General features: G+C 63.0%; 19 protein-coding genes. 12 read left to right on the forward strand and 7 right to left on the reverse strand.

What is annotated here, in order from left to right; translation table 11 throughout:
* Nucleotides 1–84: 84 nt before the first annotated feature.
* Both UB31_RS00335 and UB31_RS00340 read right to left on the reverse strand, forming a co-directional pair.
* Complete coding sequence (locus UB31_RS00335; protein ID WP_045009383.1) at nucleotides 85–753, reverse strand: aspartate/glutamate racemase family protein; 669 nt, start codon at nucleotides 751–753, stop codon at nucleotides 85–87.
* 1 nt (nucleotide 754) lies between these two features.
* A complete protein-coding gene (locus UB31_RS00340; RefSeq protein ID WP_045009384.1) occupies nucleotides 755–1,528 on the reverse strand; it encodes a GntR family transcriptional regulator in 774 nt (257 codons plus the stop codon).
* Nucleotides 1,529–1,774: 246 nt separating this feature from the next.
* On the opposite strand from UB31_RS00340, the gene UB31_RS00345 reads away from it, so the two are divergent.
* Genes UB31_RS00345 through UB31_RS00365 form a run of 5 tightly spaced genes read left to right on the forward strand, consistent with a single transcriptional unit; the run spans nucleotide 1,775 to nucleotide 6,471 of the window.
* On the forward strand, nucleotides 1,775–2,854 hold the full coding sequence (locus UB31_RS00345) for an ABC transporter ATP-binding protein (RefSeq protein ID WP_045009493.1): 1,080 nt from the start codon (nucleotides 1,775–1,777) through the stop codon (nucleotides 2,852–2,854).
* Nucleotide 2,855: 1 nt separating this feature from the next.
* Nucleotides 2,856–3,899, forward strand: a complete 1,044-nt coding sequence (locus UB31_RS00350; protein WP_045009385.1) for an extracellular solute-binding protein — start codon at nucleotides 2,856–2,858, stop codon at nucleotides 3,897–3,899.
* Nucleotide 3,900: 1 nt separating this feature from the next.
* Nucleotides 3,901–4,758 carry an ABC transporter permease gene (locus UB31_RS00355; RefSeq protein ID WP_045009386.1) on the forward strand — a complete coding sequence of 286 codons (858 nt, stop codon included), beginning with the start codon at nucleotides 3,901–3,903 and terminating at the stop codon, nucleotides 4,756–4,758.
* Complete coding sequence (locus UB31_RS00360; protein ID WP_045009387.1) at nucleotides 4,748–5,557, forward strand: ABC transporter permease; 810 nt, start codon at nucleotides 4,748–4,750, stop codon at nucleotides 5,555–5,557. Before UB31_RS00355 ends, UB31_RS00360 begins: the two co-directional genes overlap by 11 nt.
* A gap of 2 nt (nucleotides 5,558–5,559) precedes the next feature.
* Nucleotides 5,560–6,471 carry a polysaccharide deacetylase family protein gene (locus UB31_RS00365; protein ID WP_082078360.1) on the forward strand — a complete coding sequence of 304 codons (912 nt, stop codon included), beginning with the start codon at nucleotides 5,560–5,562 and terminating at the stop codon, nucleotides 6,469–6,471.
* On the opposite strand, the gene UB31_RS00370 is transcribed toward UB31_RS00365, so the two are convergent.
* On the reverse strand, nucleotides 6,468–8,150 hold the full coding sequence (locus UB31_RS00370; protein ID WP_045009388.1) for a methyl-accepting chemotaxis protein: 1,683 nt from the start codon (nucleotides 8,148–8,150) through the stop codon (nucleotides 6,468–6,470). The genes UB31_RS00365 and UB31_RS00370 overlap by 4 nt on opposite strands.
* 93 nt (nucleotides 8,151–8,243) lie before the next feature.
* On the reverse strand, nucleotides 8,244–8,852 hold the full coding sequence (locus tag UB31_RS00375) for a TetR/AcrR family transcriptional regulator (RefSeq protein WP_045009389.1): 609 nt from the start codon (nucleotides 8,850–8,852) through the stop codon (nucleotides 8,244–8,246).
* 147 nt (nucleotides 8,853–8,999) lie between these two features.
* On the opposite strand from UB31_RS00375, the gene UB31_RS00380 reads away from it, so the two are divergent.
* Nucleotides 9,000–9,377 (forward strand): tautomerase family protein, encoded by a 378-nt coding sequence (locus UB31_RS00380; protein WP_045009390.1) that lies wholly within the window; start codon nucleotides 9,000–9,002, stop codon nucleotides 9,375–9,377.
* Between the two features lie 42 nt (nucleotides 9,378–9,419).
* On the opposite strand, the gene UB31_RS00385 is transcribed toward UB31_RS00380, so the two are convergent.
* From UB31_RS00385 to UB31_RS00395, 3 genes are read right to left on the reverse strand one after another with little or no spacing between them, the layout of a single operon-like run.
* Nucleotides 9,420–10,283: an urea carboxylase-associated family protein gene (locus tag UB31_RS00385; RefSeq protein ID WP_045009391.1), complete on the reverse strand. Its 864-nt coding sequence runs from the start codon at nucleotides 10,281–10,283 to the stop codon at nucleotides 9,420–9,422.
* Nucleotides 10,284–10,327: 44 nt separating this feature from the next.
* The gene (locus UB31_RS00390; RefSeq protein ID WP_045009392.1) at nucleotides 10,328–11,257 is read right to left on the reverse strand and encodes a CobW family GTP-binding protein; all 930 of its coding nucleotides are present in this window, start codon (nucleotides 11,255–11,257) and stop codon (nucleotides 10,328–10,330) included.
* A 3-nt stretch (nucleotides 11,258–11,260) separates the two neighbouring features.
* Nucleotides 11,261–12,772 carry an amidohydrolase family protein gene (locus tag UB31_RS00395; protein WP_082078365.1) on the reverse strand — a complete coding sequence of 504 codons (1,512 nt, stop codon included), beginning with the start codon at nucleotides 12,770–12,772 and terminating at the stop codon, nucleotides 11,261–11,263.
* A gap of 851 nt (nucleotides 12,773–13,623) precedes the next feature.
* Between UB31_RS00395 and UB31_RS00400 the strand changes: the two genes are divergently transcribed.
* The 6 genes from UB31_RS00400 (at nucleotide 13,624) to UB31_RS00425 (ending at nucleotide 16,610) form a co-directional block, all read left to right on the forward strand.
* Nucleotides 13,624–13,908 carry a type II toxin-antitoxin system RelE/ParE family toxin gene (locus tag UB31_RS00400; RefSeq protein ID WP_045009394.1) on the forward strand — a complete coding sequence of 95 codons (285 nt, stop codon included), beginning with the start codon at nucleotides 13,624–13,626 and terminating at the stop codon, nucleotides 13,906–13,908.
* 42 nt (nucleotides 13,909–13,950) lie between these two features.
* Nucleotides 13,951–14,247, forward strand: coding sequence for a HigA family addiction module antitoxin (locus tag UB31_RS00405; RefSeq protein WP_045009395.1), 297 nt, complete (start codon nucleotides 13,951–13,953; stop codon nucleotides 14,245–14,247).
* A gap of 137 nt (nucleotides 14,248–14,384) precedes the next feature.
* Nucleotides 14,385–15,140: a DUF7986 domain-containing protein gene (locus UB31_RS00410; protein WP_156175114.1), complete on the forward strand. Its 756-nt coding sequence runs from the start codon at nucleotides 14,385–14,387 to the stop codon at nucleotides 15,138–15,140.
* A gap of 102 nt (nucleotides 15,141–15,242) precedes the next feature.
* Nucleotides 15,243–15,674 (forward strand): hypothetical protein, encoded by a 432-nt coding sequence (locus tag UB31_RS00415; protein ID WP_045003580.1) that lies wholly within the window; start codon nucleotides 15,243–15,245, stop codon nucleotides 15,672–15,674.
* A gap of 126 nt (nucleotides 15,675–15,800) precedes the next feature.
* Nucleotides 15,801–16,106 carry a type II toxin-antitoxin system TacA family antitoxin gene (locus tag UB31_RS00420; protein ID WP_502691241.1) on the forward strand — a complete coding sequence of 102 codons (306 nt, stop codon included), beginning with the start codon at nucleotides 15,801–15,803 and terminating at the stop codon, nucleotides 16,104–16,106.
* A gap of 3 nt (nucleotides 16,107–16,109) precedes the next feature.
* Complete coding sequence (locus UB31_RS00425) at nucleotides 16,110–16,610, forward strand: GNAT family N-acetyltransferase (protein ID WP_045009397.1); 501 nt, start codon at nucleotides 16,110–16,112, stop codon at nucleotides 16,608–16,610.
* Nucleotides 16,611–16,688: the final 78 nt, after the last annotated feature.

A 16,688-nucleotide genomic window follows, 5' to 3' on the forward strand; every position in this document is an offset into this window, starting at 1 on the left:
TCGATGATCCTGCTTCTTCACTTTAGCCGAGATCGTCAAGGGCGAGGAAGCCGGTCGCAAGGACCGCTCCCGCGGGCCGGAATATCAGCCAGCCGCGCGCGACGTGATGAGGCGAATAATCCGCGCCACGGCAGACGGGATCGGCGCGATGACCGGCACGGCGAACATCGGTTGAAGCTCGCGCGCGGCCTCGCCCAGCGGCCCGCCGCCGATGATGACCGCCTCCGCACCGTCCTGCACGATGCAGGCTTCAACCGCGCCGGCGAGAGCTGCGCGCAGCCGCACCGGGTCGAGCATCAGCTTTTGCGGATCGCCAGCGGCGAAGCGGGTGCCAGTGTAGCAGGATCGCAATCCCAGCGCTTCGGGCAAGGCGTCGATTTTCGCTCCGAGCAGCGGCGTCGTGGTTGCCACACCGAAGCGACGACCACTTCCGGCCGCCTCCAGCATTGCCGCCTCTCCAATGCCGGCCGCAGGCAACGCCATGTGGGCCTTGATCCCGGCCAGACCGGGATCGCCGAAGGCGGCGACGATGACGCCATCGCAGGCGTGCTGATGCGCTCGCGCGATCTCCTCGACCTCAGGCGCAGCCGTATCCAGTGCCTCCGCCGATACGACCATCTGCGGAGCACGTGTTGCCGTGGCGCCCATGATGTCGAAGCCGTCCGTGGCAGCAGATTTCGCAATGGCGACCATCATCGCGGTGGTCGCCTCAAGACTGTTTGGATTGATCAGGAGGATGCGACGGCCGGCCATGCTATCCGCCCGCCCGTGCTGCACGCGCGCCGATCTCCTGGAAGATCGCGGTGAGCTCGTCGACCTCGTCCCTGCCCTCCTGGGGCCTGATCCGCTGCTCCATCTCCTCGAGGTGGTGACGCATGGCATGAATCGCGCCGGCCTTATCCCGGGCGAGGATCAGCGCCCCGATGTCGGGGTGCGCGTCGGGTGAACAATCCTGCTCGTCCGGCTGCTCGAACGTCGCGATAGCCAGCGACGTCCTCAGCATCAGTTCGCGTGACATGTCCAGCAGCACGCGGTTGCCCGCGAGCTTCGCGACCAGGATGTGGAATTCCGCCGTGACCGACAGTGAGGCCCAGCGATCATTGCGGTCGTGGCGCGCTTCGAGCTCCATATGCGCCTTCAGCGCGGCCTTGCCTGACTTGTCCAACCGGTCGATCGCCGCAGCCACCGTGGCAGTCTCGATCAGGCGCCGCGCGGCGAAAATTTCCTGGGCCTCCTCCCAGCTCGGCCGGTACACGAACGCTCCGCGGTTGGGGATTTGCATCACCACCTTGCGCGAGGCGAGATGCGCCAGCGCCTGGCGGATATGAATCCGCGTAGTGCCGAACGCAGCCGCGAGCTTGTCCTCGCCAAGCTTTGCCCCCGGCTTGAGCCGCTTCTGGCTGATCGCGGTCAAAATGTCCTGAACCACCGGATCGTCATCGATGCTGCGCGGATCGACAGCCTCGGGCTCCCCGCGTTTTGGCTCGGGGCGCTTCGACTTGCGCTTAACGGAACGAACTCGCTTCATGCTTCGCTTTTACAGGGTTTTCTAATGTTGCCGCAGCCTATTTTTTGCACAAAACAACCGACATAATGTTTACAATATAGACACTTTATTGGCGCCAATTTTTGGCGCCTTAAAATTATCAACGTACTCACAATGCATTAGCTATCAGACAGGATTGGCACGGCGCTTGCTAACCTTCCTTCGTGTCGGGACACACGAACGACGGAGTTGGCGTTGAGCAACACGCGCGGACATTCGCTGGATCTCATGGACATAGGCCACGCGTTCGGCGCGACAGTTGCGCTGGACGGGATCAACCTTGCCGTCGCGGCCGGAGAGTTGATCGCGCTGCTCGGACCATCCGGCTGCGGCAAGACCACGATGCTCCAGATCATCGCGGGCTTCCTGCGCCCTTCCCGGGGTGAAGTCCGCTTCGACGGCGCGCGGGTGGAGCACATACCAGCGAACCGCCGCAGCATTGGCATGGTGTTCCAGAACTACGCCCTGTTTCCGCATCTCACGGTGTTCGAGAACGTCGCCTACGGACTGCGAGCGCGCAAGACTGCGAACGCCGAGGTCGCGACGAAGGTCGAGCAGATGCTCGGCCTTGCCCAGATGACGACGTTCGCGCGAAGGCTCCCCGGCGAGCTGTCCGGCGGGCAGCAGCAGCGCGTGGCGCTGGCCCGCGCGCTCGCGATCGATCCGGGCCTCGTCCTGCTCGACGAGCCGTTCTCGGCACTCGACAAGAATCTGCGCCTCGACATGCAGATCGAGATCAAGAGCCTGCTGAAGACATTCGGCGTCACCTCCATCATCGTCACGCACGACCAGGAGGAGGCGCTGTCGATGGCCGACCGCATCGTCGTGCTCAACAAGGGCCGCATCGAGCAGATCGACAACCCTGATGCGCTCTACGATCGCCCGGCGAGCCTCTTCATCTCGAGTTTCATCGGCCACACAAATTTGCTGCGCGGCACCGTGACCGAGACAGACCGCGTGCTGCTGGATGCAGGTCCGGAGATCGATCTCGGACGCTCCGTGCAACGCAGGCGCGGCACCCCGGTGACGGTCTCGGTCCGACCCGAGAACGTCGAGTTCGGTGCCGCCGAACGGCCCGGCGCAATTCCCGTCACGATCCGCGTCACTGTGCCGCTCGGCGCCGTCAGTGTCACCGAGGGCATCACCGCCAGCGGCGAGGCCGTGAAGATCAGCCAGGCGCGCGCCGCTACAACCGCGAAGGCGCAAGCGGGATCGAACGTCTGGCTCGCGATCTCAGATCTTTCGCGTGTCAGCATCTTCAGCACGCCGGTCGACGACGTTTCAAGCCAACAGCAAAGGAGTATCTGACATGAGCCTATCCCGGAGATCGCTGCTTGCGACCGGTTCAGCCGCCCTCGCCGCGGCAGGCCTCGGATTGCCGAGTTCATCGCGCGCCACCACCTCGATCGTGGCGACGACCTATCCCGGCAGTTTCGACGAAGCCTTCCGCGCCGTGGTCGGACCGGCCTTCAAGAAGACCGGTAGCGTCACCTTCACACCCCTGCTCGGTGTTGATCAGATCGGCAAGATCCAGGCTTCGCGCAATGCGCCGCCTTTCGACGTCGTGCTGTTCGACGAAGGGCCGCTGATTCCGGCGATTGCCAGCGGCGTGCTGGAGAAATTCCCGATCGAACAGTCGAAGTCCTATGCCGACATTCCGAATGTATTCCGGCATCCCGACGGTTACGCCCCTGTTATCACAGTGCAGTTGATCGGCATCGCCTACAATCCGAAGAAGATCACGACGCCTCCGACCTCCTGGGAGGATCTGTGGAAGCCAGAATACAAGGGGCGCGTCGGCATCACTGGGCTCGGCTCGAGCCTCGGCACCGCCTTCATGGTCGAGATCGCCAAGCTGAACGGCGGCTCCGAGACCAACATTGAGCCGGCTTTCGAAGCTATCAAAAAGCTCTTGCCGAATGTCGGCGCGATCGCAGCCTCGCCCGGCGCGCTGGCCACATTGTTCCAGCAGGGTGAGATCGATATCGCCTTCAACTTCTGGAACAACGTGGCGCTGCTCGCCGCCAAGGGCGTCGATATCGCCTTCGCCAAACCGAAATCCGGCGCCGTCGTGATCCGCACCAGCGCGCAGATCGTCAAGAACAACCAGGATCCGAAGGCTGTGCTCGACTATCTCGACACCGTGATGTCGGTCGACACGCAAAAAGGGATCGAGGCCGCGCCCTGGGTGATGATGCCGACTAACAGCAAGGTGGCGCTGACCGGCGCCAACCTCACCGTGGCCAAGAGCGTCGACGATCTCGTCGCCAACAATGTCCTGCTCGACTGGACCAAATTCCAAGCGATGCGCGGCGAGTGGATTACCCGTTTCAGCAAGGAAGTGAAGATTTAAGATGACACCGGCCAGCACAACCGCATCAAGACAATTGCTGCCAGTGATCCCGCTGGCAGCGCTGTTCTTCGCAGCCTTCGTGCTGCCGCTGGCCGCGCTTGTCGCGATCAGCCTGTTCCGGACCCCGCAATTTGCGGAGTTGTCGCTGGCGCAATATCTGCGATTTCTGTCCGACCCGTTCAGCATCAAGGTATTGTCGGATACGCTGTTGCTCGGCGCGGAAGTCGCGCTTGCGGCGCTGGTCCTCGCCTATCCGCTGGCGCTCGTCTATGTCGCGAGCGGCCAGTTCATGCGCACCCTGATCACCTTCCTGATCATGCTGCCGCTCCTCACCAGCACGGTGGTGCGCACCTTCGCCTGGATCGTCATCCTCGGCCGCGACGGCATCATCAACTCGGCGATGCTGTCACTCGGGCTCTGGCAGGCGCCCGCCCGGCTGCTCTATACTTGGGAGGGCATGGTTCTGGCGCTGACCCAGATCCAGCTTCCCTTGATGGCACTACCGGTCATCAACAGCCTGCTGCGGCTCGACGGCAACCTGACGAGGGCCGCCGAGGGGCTCGGAGCAAGCCGCGCCCGTACCTTCGTGACCGTCATCCTGCCGCTGACGCTGCCGGGCGCCATTGCCGGCTGGCTGCTCGTCTTTGCCGCCGCCGCGACCGCCTTCATCACCCAGACGCTGGTCGGCGGCGGACGCATCATTCTAATGCCATCCTACATCTATCAGCAGGCGGTCGGCGTGCAGGACTGGCCGTTCGCAGCGGCGCTGTCGCTGGTCTTCACACTCGCCGTGACCGGCATCGTCTTTGCCATCGGCGCGCTGTCCCGCCGCTACGTGCGAGGCATCGATGCAGTGTAGCTTGATCGATCGCATTTATTCCGGCGTGGTCGGAACGATCACCAGCTTCGGGATGCTGCTGCTGCTGGCACCGACCCTGGTCGTGGTCATCATTTCCTTCACCGGCGGTATCACGCTGAAATTCCCGCCGCCGAGCTGGTCGTTGCGCTGGTATGTCGAGCTGCTGCAATCACAGGAGATCATCGAACCCGCTCTGACGAGTCTCAAGGTCGCCGCGGCGGCGACGATCCTCTCTGCCGTGCTCGGTGGCGCGGCAGCCCTCGGGCTCGCGCGCAGCAGACTGAAGACCGCGCGCGCTCTGGATGCGCTGTTCATGTCGCCGATGGTACTTCCCGCGATGGCATTCGGCCTATCGCTGCTGCTGGTCTTCAACCTTCTCGGCATCCGACTGTCTGCGGCCACGCTGGTGCTCGGCCACACCATCATCTGCGTGCCCTTCGTGATCCGGATGGTTGGTGCATCGGTGCAGCAACTCAATCCGGTGCTGATCACCTGCTCACACAGCCTCGGCGCCAGCCGTTGGTACACATTCCGGCGGATCACGCTGCCGCTGATCCGCCGCGGCGTCATCGCGAGCTGCTTCGTGGCGTTCCTGACCTCGTTCGACAACGTTCCGGTGTCGCTGTTCCTGGCCGATGCCCGCACCGAAGTCCTGCCGATCAAGCTCTGGGCGATCCTCGAAGGCAGTCTCGACGTGCGCGTCGCCGCCGTCTCCGGCGTGGTCGTGCTGGTGACGCTGGCCGGCCTCGTCTGCGCGGAGATCTTCGGTGGCGTCAGCCGTCAGATCGGGAGCCGCTGACCATGCCGATCCAACGCGATCTCCGCGGATATGGCAGGGTACGCCCGGATATCATCTGGCCTAATGGCGCCCGCGTCGCAGTGTCGCTGGTGGTGAATTTCGAGGAAGGCGCCGAGCTTGCCGTCGAACAGGGCGACGCCGAGACCGAACGCTACGGCGAGGTCGCCTCGACGCTACCGCCAAGTGTACGCGACCTCGCGCAGGAGCAGGTGTTCGATTACGGCATGCGCGCCGGCCTGTGGCGTTTCCTCGACGCCTTCGCTGACGCCAACATCCGTTCTACCTTTATGATGTGCGGTCGTGCGGTCGAACGTGTACCTGATCTCGCGCGCGCAGCAATTGACGCCGGGCACGAGCCGGCGGTGCACGGCTGGCGCTGGTTGTCGCACGCGCTCTATGGCGCTCCCGAAACCGAGCGTCGCGACATCGAGAGGACACGCGAGGTAATTGCCCGCGTGACCGGCGTCACGCCGGTCGGCTTCATGTCGCGCGGCAGCCAGAGCGCCTGGACCCGCGATCTCCTGATCGAACTCGGTTTCGACTACGATTCGAACGCACTCGATGACGACCTGCCCTATTGGAGTCCATCGCCGCGGGGATCGATGCTGATCCTGCCTTATGGCTTCGACACCAACGATATGAAGTTTTTCCACCCGAACGGATTTGTGCAGCCGGAGGATTTTTCGGGCTATGTCAGCGCCGCGCTCACGACGCTGCTCGAGGAGGCCGAACGCGGGCGGTCCTCAATGCTGTCGATCGGCTTTCATCTGCGCATTTGCGGCCGGCCAGCGCGCTTCCGGGCCGTGAAGGCCATTCTCGCCGAGCTTGCGCGGCTCGACGGCCGCGTCTGGGTCGCAACGCGCGCGGACATCGCGAAGTATTTTCGCGATGTCGCAGAAGAGCGGCCGCGCTAGGCCGCCCGTACCCCCGCAACGAAGGCGCTGACCTCGTCCTGCAGGGATTGCAGCTTGTGCGTCAGTCGGCCACTCGATTGCAGCACGACGCCTGCGGCCTGGCCGGTCTCTGCCGTCGCCTCGGTGACGCCGGAGATGTTTTGCGAGACCTGGTCGGTGCCGGAGGCCGCCTCCCGCACGCTGTGGGCGATCGCCTGGGTCGCGGCGCCCTGCTCCTCGACTGCGGCTGCGATCGACGAGGATATCTCGTTGACCTCCATGATGGTCGAGCGAATGCTTTCGATATTGCCGACGACCTGGTTGGTCTCGGTCTGGATCGCCGATATCTGCGCGCCGATTTCTTCGGTCGCCCTGGCGGTCTGGCTCGCCAGCGACTTCACTTCGCTTGCGACCACCGCAAAACCCCTGCCGGCCTCGCCGGCACGGGCAGCTTCGATGGTGGCGTTGAGCGCGAGCAGATTGGTCTGCGAGGCAATCTGGTTGATGAGGTCGATGACCTCGCCGATCTTGTGCGCGGCCGCAGCAAGGCCCTGAACCGTGTCGTTGGTGCGCTGGCCATCGGCGGCTGCCTTGTCGGCCACCGCGGCGGCCTGTGCGACGCGCTGGCTGATCTCGCTGATGGAAGACGACAACTCGCCGGCGGCTGAGGCCACCGTCTGCACGTTGCTCGAGGCCTGCTGGCAGGCGGTGGCGACGAAGCTGGCGCGGTCGGTCGCCTTGTTCGCGGTCTCCGACATGCCTTGCGCGGCGTGCTGCATGGCGCGGGCCTCGTTGAAGACTTCGCTAACCACGGCCCGAACGCTCGCCTCGAATTTGCCGGCGAGATCGGTCATCGTCTTGCGCTTCTCGTCGTCGGCCCTCTGCTTCGCCTCCTGCTGCTCGGCGTGCATCCGGCCCACTTGCGACGCGTTGTCCTTGAAGACGGCCAGCGCCTTGGCGAGCCCGCCGACCTCGTTGCTATGATGGGTGTAGGGCACGTCGAACGCGCTGTCGCCGGCGGCGAGACGCTCGGTCAGCGCGGTGATCTTGGCGAGCGGTCGGGTGACGCTGCGACCAATCACGAACGAACAACCGAGCACAAGCACGAACACGGCGAGGCAAACCAGCGCGAAGGTCATCGCATCCTGGCGGAACACGGCGTCGACGTCGTCGAGATAGATGCCGGTGCCGACGATCCAGCCCCAGGGCGTAAAGCCTTTCACATAAGAGATCTTGGCAACGGGCTGCTCGAAGCCGGGCTTGGGCCAGAGGTAGCTGTAGAATCCGGCGCCCTGCTTTTTGACGACGTCAACGAAGCCGGAGAACAGGCGGTTACCAGTGGGGTCCTTCATGTCCGAGACATCCTTGCCATCAAGCTCGGGCTTGATCGGATGCATGATCATCTTTGCGGCCATGTCGTTGAGCCAGAAATACTCGGCCTTGTCGTAGCGCAGGCTCTTGATCTCCGCGATCGCGGCGGCCTGTGCCTGCTCGCGCGTGAGTTTGCCTTCGCTCTCGAGCTTCTGCTCGTGCGTCAGAATACCGTAGACGACATCAACTATCTGCTGGATCTTGGCCTGGCGATCGGCAACCATCTGTCCGCGCAGGGTCGAGAGCGCGATCGGCACCAGCGCAATCATGCCGAGGAGGCTGACGCCGACAATCAGGACCAGCTTGAAACTGATACGGGAGAAAATCATTGGGGCTCGCATGAATAAGCAATACAGATATGCCAATTTAGCCCGAACGCCTTATCAAAGCTTTAAGCATTCGGGCTCCGAACCCCTGCAATATCACCTGGATTTGGCGACGTCCTTGCGCAGGGTCAGATCGATGGTGTGGGCCGCAATCTTTCGAAGCTCGGCCTCATCGCCATAGGCGCGCTCGAGAACAGCCAGCCCGCGCGTCACGGTGATGATGTGCAAGGCGGCAATTTCGGGGTCGCCGCTGAACTCGCCCCGTTGCGCACCTGCCGACAAAGTATCCCGGACCAGAGCGGTGATGCGCGTCACCATATCCGCAAACGCGTGGCGCGCGTGCTCGTCCAGCCCTTCGCCTTCGACCGAACCAAGCTCCATCAGCCCCCGCGTGGTCGGACATCCGCGGGGCGGCGAGCCGGAGCGGAAGTTCTTGATCGTCAGATCGAAAAACGCCGTGAGGCGTTTTCGCAAAGTGCCCGCGCCAAGCACCTTCTGGATCGAGCCGACATAGTCGCCCGCGTAGCGCTCATAGGCCTGGAGGAACAGCGCTTCCTTGCTGCCGAAGGCGTTGTAGAGGCTGCCGCGCTGGACGCCGGCGTCGCGCGCGATGTCGGACAGCGAGGTGCCGCGGACGCCGTTGCGCCAGAACTGATCGAACGCGATGCGCAGGAGATCGTCGTGGTCGAATTCGCGCGGCCTCAAGTTTTGCTCCCTTCGAAAGTATTTGACACGATGTCAAGAATTTGGTTTTTAGACATCGCGTCAAAAACAGATGGGGCCGATCGCCCGCCGCGTCAATAAGCCAAACCGCGAACGGGCGGCTCGCGCCCGCTTGCAAAGGGACTCGCGATGCCTCTGCTTCACATCTCGATGCGCGCCGGCAAGCCGGAAGCTTATCGAAAGGCGATCCTCGACGGCCTCTATCTGGCCATGCGCGAGGCGCTCAACGTGCCCGAAGGCGACGAGTTCATGACTATCAGCGAGCTTGAACCCGCAAACTTCCGCTGCGGCAACGCCTACGGCGTCAAGCGAAGCGACGACGCAGTGCTGATCCAGATCACCGTGTTCGCCACGCGCACCGCCGAGCAGAAGAAGGCGCTGTATCGGCGGATCGCGGGGCTGCTCGGCGAAAACCCGGGGATCCAGCCGGAGGACGTGTTCGTCAACGTACTCGACGCACCTGCGGAAAACTGGTCCGTCGGCCACGGCCTCGCGCAATTCGCGTGAGTTTGCGGGGCCTGCAAGGTGGCGGTCGCGGAGGACCGAGGTTCAGCTTCCAGCATGCGCACCATGGCGGCGGTGATACGCACTTGGCGACGACCAGGTCCAACCCTTCAACACCGCTCGATCCGGCTCGAAGATTTCGATCTTGAGCGGGTGGCATTCCGCAGCATCGCTGGAATGGGTTGCGCTGCAGTCTCCACCGGGACAGGCCGACAACGCTCCGAGCAGATCGATCTCCGCGGAGAACTCGATGAAGTCGCCGGGGCGGACGGGGCTTGCCTTCATAAAATATTGATGTGTGTCTTTGGTGAAGCCGGTACACATGAAGACATTGAGCACGTCGTGGACGTGATGCTCGACCGCGCGTGGCTCCATCTTCAGTTCAGCGGCAAGCGCGCGGGACAGGTTGGAATGGCAGCAGAAATCATAGCTGCCGCCGTTCAGCATCAGGTTCGTGTAGGGATCGCAGCGCGTGCCGATGACGTCGTGAATTCCGCCGCCGTCCTCGTCGAAACCGTACCAGCCGAGCGTGTCGTGGCTGATGGTCGCCATCGGCCGAAGATAGGGCATGTTGCTCCAGAGCCGGTCGCCAGCGCCGACATGCGTGCCATGGATCGCGCGCGTCTTGCCGCTGAAAAAACGCTCGGAGAGATCGTCCGCGTTCCAGAGATTGAGATCGCCGACCTGAGGGCCTTCGATGCTGACGATGCGGAAGAACTGGCCGCGTGCTACACGAAATGTTCTGGCGTCGCGAGCCGGCACGATGAGTTCGTGCGTTTTGACCATGGTATGGCGGGCTTGCTCGAGCGCGGCCAGGTCGGGCCTGGGCATCGTGCCGACCGGATAGACGATCGCCGGTTTGGCGGCGCGGCGCGAGGCGGCGTCAGCGGGTGCGATTTTGGGCGACATGCCAGGCTCATCCCTGCGATTGTGATCCATCCTACCGCCTCAGCTCACTCGCTCGCAACGCACCCCTCCATGATCCCATCGAGCTCGGCCTTCGAGAGCACACCGAGCTCGGCGATGAAGACGATCCGCGCCCGCGGCACGCCCGGCGCCGGCACCTCGCCTGTCGCCAGCGTCGCGCGGCCGCCGGCGAACTGAAACACCATCAGGCGCCCGGGCTGCTCGATCGTTTCGAACAGGCCTTTGGCGCGCGCAAGTTTTGGCGCCAGACGATTGATGGCCTGCTGCAAGCGCGGCAGCGAGAGCGCCCGCTCCGACGTCCAGCTCAGCGTCTCGAAGCGCTCTTCGGCCGGCCGTTTCGGCCCCGGCTCGCGCGGCGCCGGCGCACGATCAACATTCGCGAGAAACAGCAGCGCAGCGGGGATCTCACCATTCCGCGCATCGACCACCACCGCAGGAACGCGGAGCGCGCGGATGGAATCACGCATCCGGGCACCTGCCCCCTCGTCCGCCAGATCCAGCTTGCTCAGCGCCACGATATCGGCGACGCGCAACTGCGACCGCATCAGCGCGTTATCCAGGGCCGCCGGCGGTGTTGCCGCGTCCATCACGCAGAGCACCGTTTCCAGCGGTGCTTCGCGCAGGATCACGGGGTCCAGCAGATTGCGCACGACGTCGGCGGGATCGGCCACGCCACTGGTTTCGATGACGATGTACTCCGGCCTGGGATCACGCCGCAGCAGCGACGAGAGCGTGCGGAGCAGATCGCCTTCGAGCGAGCAGCAGATGCAGCCGTTGCTCAGACTCACCACGCCGTCGCTCGCGCCGGCGATCAGCTCGGCATCGATGTTGATCGCGCCGAAATCATTGACCACGGCGGCGATCCGCCGCCCGCCCGCATGCGCCAGCAGATGGTTCACGATCGTCGTCTTGCCCGCCCCCAGAAAGCCCGTGACCAGGAGAATCGGGACCGGCATGCGTCAGCTCTCGACGACGGGCCGGCGCACCGGCTTTCCGGGGCGCGCTTCGACATCCAGAATGCCGTCGCTGATCAACGGCTGGCCGCTGACCACGAGATGCCGCACGCCTTCCGACGGACGGTTCATCGCCGTGAACGTGGCGCGGTCGCTGAGCTTCTCGTAGTCGAACACGACGATGTCGGCATCCGCGCCCTGCGTGAGCCTGCCCTTGGCGCGCATCGCGGGCGTGCTTTGCGACAAAATCTCCGCGGGGATCAGCGCACATTTGTGCACGCCTTCCATCAGCGACACGGCTTTGCGCTCACGCACCCATTCGCGGATGAATTTTGTGAAGCAGCCGGCCGAGCGCGGATGCGAGGTGGCGTCATCCGGCAGCGGCCAGGCGTCGCCGGTGTAGGTCTTGCCGTCCGACGTCGTCCACGGCATCGCGTCGGAGGCGATCGCGCCGCCGGGATAGAGCACCGACATGTCGAGGAGATCGCGATGATGCGCATTGTTGTCGGTGTCGAGGATATGCCACAGCACAAGCGTGGAGGGTTCCTCGGCTTGCGCCTTGAGCAGCTCCTCGCGGTCGTGGAAGCGGTAGCCGTCGGTCACCCGCTGCACTGAATCGTAGCCGGTGCCGTTGCGCTCGACGAATTCAGGGTCGCTGAAGAAGGCGGCGGCCAGCACGGTCGAGCCGGTGCCGTAAGGATAGGCCTCGACCGTGATGGGCAGACCCTGCGCCTGCGCCTTCTCGATCAGCACGCGGCAGCGCGCGATGTCGGTCTTGCTCGACGAATTGAAATGGCAGATGTGCATGTGCGCGCCGGTGGCGCCGGCATAGCCGATCAGGCGGATATAGGCTTCCGCCGCGCTTTCGGGATCGATGCGCGACATGTAGGCGACGTGGGTGAAGGTCGGCACGTCCTGCTTGGCCGCGAGCTGGCAGACTGCGGTCAGCTCCTGCACGCCGGCGCCGGGCGCATAGGCGTTCAAGATGCCGATGCCGATGCCGCCCTCGTTCAGGCCGCGCGCGAGGCGATCGAGGATACCTGCGACCTCGGAGTCACTCGCCACGTTGTCCATCCAGCGGCGATCGCGCATGGCGTTGCCGAACGCCTCCAGCGAGCTCTCCGCGTTGGAGCCCGTCATCGCGCCGATGCGCGCAAACGCCCAATTGGTAGCTGCGCCGTAGTTCAGCACGCGTCCCTTCCTGGCCTGGCGCTCATACCATGACCCGACCGGCAGCACGCCGGCCTCGAGATCGAGCGTCGTCGTCACGCCATCGAAGGCCTGCATGCGGTCGGCCGGAAGCGACTGGCCGTGCGCATGGAGATCGATGAAGCCGGGCGCGACCACGAGCCCGGTCGCGTCGATCACCCGCTCGGCGCCGCCGAGCGAGGAGCCGACCGCGGCGATCTTGCCATCCACCACCGCCACATCGCCGATGGCATCCATCCCGCTCGCCGGATCCACCACCCGGCCGCCGCTGATCACCAAACCGCTCATATCGCCACTCCGAAAAGCTATTGCCAAAACCTCCAAAGGCCCGGCAGCAGCTTTGGAGGCAAATCGGGGCGCATAGAGGCAGATTCCGGGGAGAACGACCACCTCCGCTGATGCCGATGCATCATGCTCGCATGGGAGGTCAGGGCGTACGCTCGCGTTCTCGCGGCCCGTTTGGCCCGAGTCATGCTTTTCGTTTTCACCCTCTCGTAAGAAAGGGCGCAGGGAAGACCGGGCGCCGGCTGGCACCCACACAACCCCTATGCGAAGATGATGCACACGCAATGCACGGGGGAAACACAGGGCAGCCAAACGTTCGGCCTTCCCTGCGCAGTGGTTTGACGGCCTATGCCGTGCTCTCCCGGGAGCCGAGTTCGTTCTGGCCTCCCTCACCATCGCGAAACTCACGACCACCGCGCCGGTTGACGCAATGACTCCTTCGCGAAGGCTTGACCGTAGCAACGACGGCCAGGACCACACGGTTTCGCCGTACGCAGGCAACCCTGCTTCGCCAAGAGGCTTCGCAGGGCATAGGCGCCGTTCGTCATGCGCAGTTCGTGACGCACTCACGGGGTTCATCCCGCCCTGCACGCCCGATCCCGCATCGACGCCGCCCGCGTCCACCGCAACCCAGCCCGCGTTTCGTGACGACGTACGACCGCCCCTTTGGTGGGCTGGGATGGCCGACACATACGACAAATCCGAATTTCGGCAAAGTGGAATATTTTTGTAGAAAGGGGTTGACACAAGTGACGGCTGTTTTGCCGGACGGGCGGCCCAAGCCCACGGCCGGCCTACGCAAGTAGACCCGCCAATGGTATCTCGTTGAGATACGAAGGACTTGAAATACGTATCCCCCCGAGATACGTATAGCCATGATCAAGAGCTTCAAAGGGAAGTTCGCCGAGACGATCCTTCAGGGCCGCATGGCACCGAAGGGTTTCCCGGCAGATCTCGCGAAAGTCGCGCGCCGAAAGCTGATCATGGTGGATGCCGCCGAGTTTCTCGATACGTTGAAATCGCCTCCCGGCAACCGCCTTGAAGCTCTCAAGGGCGATCTGGCCGGCAAGCACTCGATCCGCATCAACGATCAATGGCGGATCGTATTCAGATGGACCGCCGCGGGCCCCGAAGACGTCGAGATCGTGGACTATCACTAGGCAGACCGGCCCGCCCTGTGGCCGACCAAAAGGAGTTCGCAGATGGCAAAAAGGCTACCGCCAATTCATCCCGGCGAAATTCTGCGTGAAGAATTTCTCGTTCCGTTCAAGCTGACACCCTACGCGGTCGCGGCTGCCCTGAACGTGCCGCGCACCCGGATCGAGCGCATTGCGCGCGAAGAAAAGCCCGTCACAGCCGACACCGCGCTACGGCTCGGCAAATTCTTCAAGACCGGCGCTGCGTTCTGGATGAACATTCAGGCGCGCTTCGATCTCGAAACGGCCGAAGACGTGCTTGCGCCCCAGATCAAGAAGATCACGTCTTACGAGGCGGTATGAGAGCCTAGCGGTCGCGAGCACCGATTGACCTTGCGAGATGGTTCACCTCGACTGTGAAAAGGCCGGAACCGGGCGGCTCCGGCCGATACAAAATTGCGACATTGGCTGTTACGCGAATCGGTGCACAGCGGTAATTATTGCAGAAAATTGCCGGTCCAATTCGGAGACGTTCCATGGCCCTTCCTCTCGTCCAACAGCAGCCGCCCCTGCCTTGGGGCCCCGATACGCGTTCGACGCGGGACGAGCTCCTCGACAGATATTTTCATCTTCGGGAAATCTCCAAGAGACTTCATGACGACGTTCTCAGCTCCATCTCTGCCGAGACGTTTCTGAATCACGCGCGTCGGCTCGGATTGGCGCAGGGAAAGACGTTCGTTCTCGATCATGAAGACGAGATGTACTACGTCTACGACCTTGCCGTTTACACAGCGCCGGCCGATCGCTCCCGGGCGATCGACCGCTACGCGAGGTCGGCCCGGTTCGAACCGCAATCCGACGAGCGGTTGATGTTGGACGCGATGCGCGCGTCGCAGTTTGCAATCCTTCTGATCGAACAACGTCACGACTCGGCGGGCCTGATCGCCACCGATATTCTCCGCAACTCCAAAGTGTGGCTGCTCGACATTGGGCTCGAAAGTTCGATGGACGACGGAGAATTGATCGCGACCAGGCTGATCACCCCCGGCTCGTTCTCGATGACCGCCGGCGTCAACGTTCCGTTCGAGATCGAAATGCTCGAGGCGATTTGCGCGCTGCTGCCCCGGAGCATTGGCAACGGCGAGCTCAGTCGCGTAGCCGAGGACAGGCGCTTCGCTGAAGCCGTCTACAAGGCGGGGCTGATGGACGGCGTCATGGACAAGATGGCCTATCTTGATCTGCCCGACCGGGCCTGACCTCTTTTTGTAGCATGGGTCGAGTTTCTCGCGATACCCATTGCGACCTTGAGCGCGGCGCGCTTCAATCTGAGATCATCGTGGTCGACACGGGCGAACACCATGCCAGTGACTATCGGGGACATTACCGGAGCCTTCGAGTTCGCCAATACCGGCGGCGACATGGGAGAGTTTTGCGCCTTCGTCTGCAAGCAGACCGGGAAAATCTACCTCCAAACCGATTTCCCGGACACAGCAGAGTTGCTCGACGAACTACCGGACGACATCCACGACGAGGAAAAATACGTCGCACTCCCGGACAAGCGCGAACTCGATCTGGGCAAGCCGCTGGTTCTCGCTTTTGCCGGCGAATACCTGCCGGGCGATTTCGATGACGTCCGCTATTTCTTCGACAAGCGCGGCGCTTATTCGAAATTCAAGGCGCTGCTCGCCAGACGCGGTGCGATCGATCGCTGGCATGCCTTCGAGGCGAAAGCCACGGAGCAGGCGCTGCGCGACTGGTGTGCGCTGAATGAGATCGAAATCGTCGGTTAATGCGGCATTCTGTTCAGAACGAAGACATCCGCTTCCATCCACCTGAAATAGTTAGCTTATTTTCTATATCTTCACTTCGTATTGCAAAAAGCGCTACAAATTCTATATTGGCTTCTATGGAGGTTCATGATGCCCCGAGCCGTTGAACGTAAGGAGCATCCGCTTTCGATGCGGCTGCCGGAAACTGACATTGCCATCATCGATCGGGCAGCGGCGCTGCGCGGGCGATCACGCACAGACTTCGTGCGTGACGCGGCAGTACGTGCGGCCGAGGACGTGCTGATGGAGACGGCCCCTATTCGAATGACTCCATCCGGCTTCAAGGCATTCATGGCGACGCTGTCCGGCCCGGCTGCCCCGGTCCCAGAAATGGTTGAGCTCTTCCAGCGTGCAGCGCCATGGGAGACCAATCGCTCAAGCAAGAGGCGATGAGGCTTGGCAATCTCCGGCCCCGAACCACTGACGGGGGCTCACAATCTCGACGAGTTCTCCTGCGGCAAGCCATCCCTCGACCGATGGCTCAAAACGCGGGCGCTGTCCAACCAGGAAAAGGGTTTTACGGCCGTTATGGTCGTTCACGACGTGAACCGAGTGGTCGGCTATTATGGTCTCGCGCCGACGGCAATCATACCCTCGTCTCTGCCGCGGTCCATACGGACCGGTCAACCACCCGACCCTGTGCCCTGCCTGCTGCTGGGTCAGCTTGCGACTGATGAGAATTGGATTGGCAAAGGAGTTGGCACCGGCCTGCTCAAGCATGCGCTCCAGCGCTGCGTCACGGCCGCAGGCCTGATTGGAGGGCGTGCGTTGATTGTCAACGCGGTCGATACTGACGCTGCTGCGTTCTGGGGACGGCGCGGGTTCATTCCCTCGAAGGATGACCCGCTTATCCTCTTCAGATCGATCGCTGATATTGCGGCATCGCTTCGCAAATAGCCGCCGCAAATGTGCAGCTCACGAGAGTCGATCGCCAAGAGATGCGCTGAGACGCATCGATGTTCGGGATATATGGCG

Origin of the sequence: Bradyrhizobium sp. LTSP849 (assembly GCF_000938255.1) — a bacterium.
Taxonomy (GTDB): domain Bacteria; phylum Pseudomonadota; class Alphaproteobacteria; order Rhizobiales; family Xanthobacteraceae; genus Bradyrhizobium.

Excerpts from the sequence above, each read along its gene's own strand:
- UB31_RS00335 (WP_045009383.1), bottom strand. The coding sequence starts at position 753 with ATGGCCGGCCGTCGCATCCTCCTGATCAATCCAAACAGTCTTGAGGCG.
- UB31_RS00340 (WP_045009384.1), bottom strand. The coding sequence starts at position 1,528 with ATGAAGCGAGTTCGTTCCGTTAAGCGCAAGTCGAAGCGCCCCGAGCCA.
- UB31_RS00345 (WP_045009493.1), top strand. The coding sequence starts at position 1,775 with ATGGACATAGGCCACGCGTTCGGCGCGACAGTTGCGCTGGACGGGATC.
- UB31_RS00350 (WP_045009385.1), top strand. The coding sequence starts at position 2,856 with ATGAGCCTATCCCGGAGATCGCTGCTTGCGACCGGTTCAGCCGCCCTC.
- UB31_RS00355 (WP_045009386.1), top strand. The coding sequence starts at position 3,901 with ATGACACCGGCCAGCACAACCGCATCAAGACAATTGCTGCCAGTGATC.
- UB31_RS00360 (WP_045009387.1), top strand. The coding sequence starts at position 4,748 with ATGCAGTGTAGCTTGATCGATCGCATTTATTCCGGCGTGGTCGGAACG.
- UB31_RS00365 (WP_082078360.1), top strand. The coding sequence starts at position 5,560 with ATGCCGATCCAACGCGATCTCCGCGGATATGGCAGGGTACGCCCGGAT.
- UB31_RS00370 (WP_045009388.1), bottom strand. The coding sequence starts at position 8,150 with ATGATTTTCTCCCGTATCAGTTTCAAGCTGGTCCTGATTGTCGGCGTC.
- UB31_RS00380 (WP_045009390.1), top strand. The coding sequence starts at position 9,000 with ATGCCTCTGCTTCACATCTCGATGCGCGCCGGCAAGCCGGAAGCTTAT.
- UB31_RS00385 (WP_045009391.1), bottom strand. The coding sequence starts at position 10,283 with ATGTCGCCCAAAATCGCACCCGCTGACGCCGCCTCGCGCCGCGCCGCC.
- UB31_RS00390 (WP_045009392.1), bottom strand. The coding sequence starts at position 11,257 with ATGCCGGTCCCGATTCTCCTGGTCACGGGCTTTCTGGGGGCGGGCAAG.
- UB31_RS00400 (WP_045009394.1), top strand. The coding sequence starts at position 13,624 with ATGATCAAGAGCTTCAAAGGGAAGTTCGCCGAGACGATCCTTCAGGGC.
- UB31_RS00405 (WP_045009395.1), top strand. The coding sequence starts at position 13,951 with ATGGCAAAAAGGCTACCGCCAATTCATCCCGGCGAAATTCTGCGTGAA.
- UB31_RS00415 (WP_045003580.1), top strand. The coding sequence starts at position 15,243 with ATGCCAGTGACTATCGGGGACATTACCGGAGCCTTCGAGTTCGCCAAT.
- UB31_RS00420 (WP_502691241.1), top strand. The coding sequence starts at position 15,801 with ATGATGCCCCGAGCCGTTGAACGTAAGGAGCATCCGCTTTCGATGCGG.